Origin of the sequence: Nonomuraea aridisoli, assembly GCF_003236395.1 — a bacterium.
In the GTDB taxonomy this organism is placed as follows: domain Bacteria; phylum Actinomycetota; class Actinomycetes; order Streptosporangiales; family Streptosporangiaceae; genus Nonomuraea; species Nonomuraea aridisoli.
Map to the genome: position 1 here is coordinate 1 of NZ_POUD01000586.1, position 1,063 is coordinate 1,063.

1 protein-coding gene is annotated in these 1,063 nt (G+C 71.6%); it reads left to right on the forward strand.

Annotation, left to right across the window (positions count from 1 at the left end; genetic code table 11):
* Window positions 1–251: 251 nt before the first annotated feature.
* A partial coding sequence (locus tag C1J01_RS48245; protein ID WP_235855169.1) for an MFS transporter occupies window positions 252–1,063 on the forward strand: 812 nt, incomplete at its 3' end.

The following is a 1,063-nucleotide window of genomic DNA, read 5'->3' on the forward strand; positions in this document are numbered from 1 at the left end:
GGGGTGGGCGGAGGGGTTCTTCACGACGCGGGCGCTTGCCACGACCTCGCCGAGCGGGGAGATCGCGAAGCGGGTGTTGGCGATGTCGTGGGCGGTGAACGTCAGGGCCAGGGTCACGTGGATTCCGGGGTGGCTTAATCAATACCGATGGATGGCGAAATTTCAGCATCGTGGCTGACATGTCGGCAACTGCGGTGGAAAGACCGCTTCTTCGGCTTCGCGCCTTCCGGAACCTGTTCGTCGCGGCGGCGGTGAGTCAGTTCGGGTCCCAGATCACGTACGTCGCGCTGCCTCTGCTCGCGGTGACCGTCCTCGGGGCGGGGGCCGGTGAGGTGGGGCTGCTGGCGGCCCTCGGGACGCTCACGGTGCTGGTCGTCGGCCTGCCCGCCGGTGTCTGGGTGGACCGGGTGCGGCGGCTGCCGGTGATGATCGCCATGGACGTGGCGCGGGCGGCGGTGCTGCTGTCGGTCCCGCTGGCGTGGTGGGGCGGGTGGCTGTCCATGGGTCAGCTGTACGTGGTGGCGGTGCTCGTCGGGGCGGGGTCGCTGCTGTTCGACGTGGCCTCGCTGAGCCTGGTGCCCGGCCTGGTCGGCCGTACCCGGCTGACGTCGGCCAACTCGCTCCTGGTGAGCACCGGCGCCGGGATGGACATCGCCGGCCGCGGCATCGCCGGCCTCCTGGTCCACGCAGCAGGCGCCCCTCTCGCCATCCTCCTGGACGCCCTCACCTACATGTGGTCGGCGGCCTGCCTCCGCCGCATCACCGAGCCAGCCGTCGAACCCCACACCCCCGACCGTTCGAACCCGCCGCCGAACGCGACCATCCCTCGTGGAGCGGCCCGCGCACCTCGGGGTGTGAGAGGGGTGGGTGGCACGACCACGCCTCTCGACCGCGAGCCCGGCCGTGGCCCGCAGGAGGAAGAGACCGCTGGCATCGCCCCGGCTCTCCGACACGACGTGGAAACCGACGGCGCCGTACCGGAGCAACACGCCGGTGGTGCCGCCCCCGCTCTCCGGTGCGACGTACGAGGAGACAGCGTCGTGCGGGAGGACGAGGCCGGGGC